This is a genomic window from Photobacterium sp. OFAV2-7 (assembly GCF_022347985.1).
GTDB lineage: Bacteria > Pseudomonadota > Gammaproteobacteria > Enterobacterales > Vibrionaceae > Photobacterium.
Genome location: NZ_JAKRFQ010000774.1, coordinates 1 through 2,539, shown reverse-complemented (window position 1 = coordinate 2,539; position 2,539 = coordinate 1). Strand labels below are relative to the sequence as shown.

3 protein-coding genes are annotated in these 2,539 nt (G+C 42.0%); all 3 read left to right on the top strand.

The window, feature by feature from the left end; all coding sequences use genetic code 11:
• The first annotated feature begins 153 nt into the window (after positions 1-153).
• Entirely contained in the window at positions 154-765 is a 612-nt protein-coding gene (locus MHN01_RS24375) for a histidine phosphatase family protein (protein ID WP_239413963.1), read from the top strand.
• A 19-nt stretch (positions 766-784) separates the two neighbouring features.
• A complete protein-coding gene (locus MHN01_RS24370) occupies positions 785-1,549 on the top strand; it encodes an adenosylcobinamide-GDP ribazoletransferase (protein ID WP_239413962.1) in 765 nt (254 codons plus the stop codon).
• A 165-nt stretch (positions 1,550-1,714) separates the two neighbouring features.
• Positions 1,715-2,539 (top strand): lipopolysaccharide assembly protein LapB (locus MHN01_RS24365; protein ID WP_239413961.1); only part of this gene is annotated, 825 nt, incomplete at its 3' end.

Genomic DNA, 2,539 nt, shown 5'->3' with positions numbered 1-2,539 from the left:
TGTTTTGGTCAGTCACGGTGAATGGCTGAGAGCTTTTATAAATCTGATGAACGGAACGCCCTCGTGGCATGAGGGCGCAGGCATTCAGGCTAACTCTTCACCTATTGTTCTGGAATGGTCACCGCCAATGTTGGCAAATGGATAGTGGAATAGATGACTATAACGCGTATTGAACTTTTACGTCATGGCTTGCCTGAAGGGGATGATTGCTTTCGAGGTCATACCGATTTTTTAATCACAGAAGAAGGCATCAAGCAAATGCATGATGCTGTATCTGGAAGCAATGGGTTTGATTTGGTTATGACATCTCCTTTGAAGCGATGCTCAGATTTTGCCTACCAGCATGCAGCGAAATACAGCACTCCAGTGATTGAGGTGCCTGGTTTTATGGAGCTCAACTTTGGTGATTGGGATGGTCGACAACGAAATGAGATTTGGGAAAATAACTCAAAAGCGTTGAGTTTGTTCTGGTCAGAGCCGTGGAACACGACACCACCGAATGGAGAGAGCCTAGAAGAGTTCGACAGTCGAATTCAAAAAGCTTGGTCGAGCACGATTGATAACCACAAAGGTAAAAGCATTCTTTTGGTGACTCATGGTGGGGTGATTAAACAGATCATAAGAATGATCCTGGATATGCCAAAGTCAGAAGTGTATTTACAACGCATTAATATTCCATACGCAGCAAAACTGACCATCACCATCTATCACGATGACAACGGAAAAATATGGCCAGAATTACACTGGCCTAAGTCGTTATTTTAAAAATAGGTTCAGTAGTAATATGAAAAGAATGGTTCTGCGTGAGTGGCAGGTATTTCTGCTATCACTTTCCATTTATTCAAGAGTCCCGGTATCTATATCGATACCATATAGTGAAGAGAGAAAGAACGAATCCTATAAATACTGCGGCTTGGTGGGATTGGTAGTAGGTATGTTTACTGCTTTACTCTATTACCTGTCTTCGCAAATTTGGCCATCAGATGTTGCTGTCGTTTTGTCGATGATCTTCAGTGTTTATATCACAGGTGCATTCCACGAGGATGGTTTTGCCGATACCTGTGATGGGTTTGGCGGCGGAATGACCCAAGAGCGAAAACTGGCGATCATGAAAGACTCCAGTGTCGGGGCTTACGGGGTGCTGGGGGTTGTTTTAATTTTACTGTTGAAATTCACCCTTTTGACTTCGTTACCTTCTGTGCCTGTAGCCCTTATTGTTGCTTATGTTGTAAGCCGCTCTTTAGCGGTGAGTTTTATTTATACTCATGCATACGTTCGCCAAGCTGAACAGTCCAAGCTTAACGTTGCGAAAAGCCCCAGCAGTAATCTCGATTTTATTATCCTGCTTGCGATTGCCCTGGTAACGACTATTGCTTGCTTGGGCATAGGGCTGGGGACGATATTAATGATCGCTATGCTGATAAGCCGAGTGTTTTTTAGCCGCTGGCTGCTTAAGCATGTCGGCGGATATACGGGAGATGCGCTAGGTGCTATTCAGCAAATGTCTGAGATCATTTGTTATATAATCCTGCTTTCATTTCCGATTTAGATATTCGCGCTGTTTCACAAGATAGATACGCCACTTTAATTTATTGATGAAAATCAAAATAAACTGAAGTGGCGTAAATGTATCTAGCCTTGGCCAATTTCTACCTTTTAGCCTTTTGTTTCTCATATACCCTACTGGATATAAGGTTATTAAGGCAAAAGGCTCATGAACAACCAAACTCAGACCAATCAGTGGATAGAAGAGCTGTTCTTACTTCTTGACTTGTCAGACATGATACCTGACTGGTACAAGAAATATGAAGAAACGTTAGCCATGTTGAAAAATGAAATTCAATATGTGGTTTCTACATTGAGTAATAACGAAACTCAGCTTATTCAGGAAGCACAAAAAAGAGCAACTACTTATTATATCAATGGCCATAAGATGGTGTTAAACCGTGAGCTGAGAGTGAGTGCCAGTGAATTATTGTTAAGGCACCAGCAACCTGAAATAGCGCTCTCGGTTTTGCAGCCCTTAAATATGGACGCATCGGCCGCTTACTTTATTAACTTTGGCCGTGCTTTAATGCAAATTGGTATTTTAGGCCAGGCTCAACAATGCTTTATCAATGCGTGTGAAAAAGAGCCAGAGTCTGCAGAACCACTTTTTCATCTTGGTTTCCTTTCTGGATTGCAAGGAGAGGCTAAAAGTGCCGAAAAATATTACTTAGAAAGTCTAAACAAAGACGGAAAGTTTATAGGAAGCCTGCTTAATTTATCCTATCTCTATCTTCAATTGGAGCAATTTGATGAAGCGAGAAAATACGCCAGTCAACTGGTTTCAATTTCGCCTGAAAAGGTTGGTGCCTATTTGGTAATAGCGGCTAGCTATAACGCAGAAAGGCGCTTTGAAGACAGTTTTACCATTATTCAACAAGCTCGAAGCCAGTTTAATGAGGAAGTGTCGGCGCTAGATGAATTAGAGGCGATAGCTTGTTTCGAGCTGGGTAAATATGGGGATGCTGTCAACCTTGTCTCTCGGTTTATTCAA

Excerpts from the sequence above, each read along its gene's own strand:
- MHN01_RS24375 (WP_239413963.1), top strand. The coding sequence starts at position 154 with ATGACTATAACGCGTATTGAACTTTTACGTCATGGCTTGCCTGAAGGG.
- MHN01_RS24370 (WP_239413962.1), top strand. The coding sequence starts at position 785 with ATGAAAAGAATGGTTCTGCGTGAGTGGCAGGTATTTCTGCTATCACTT.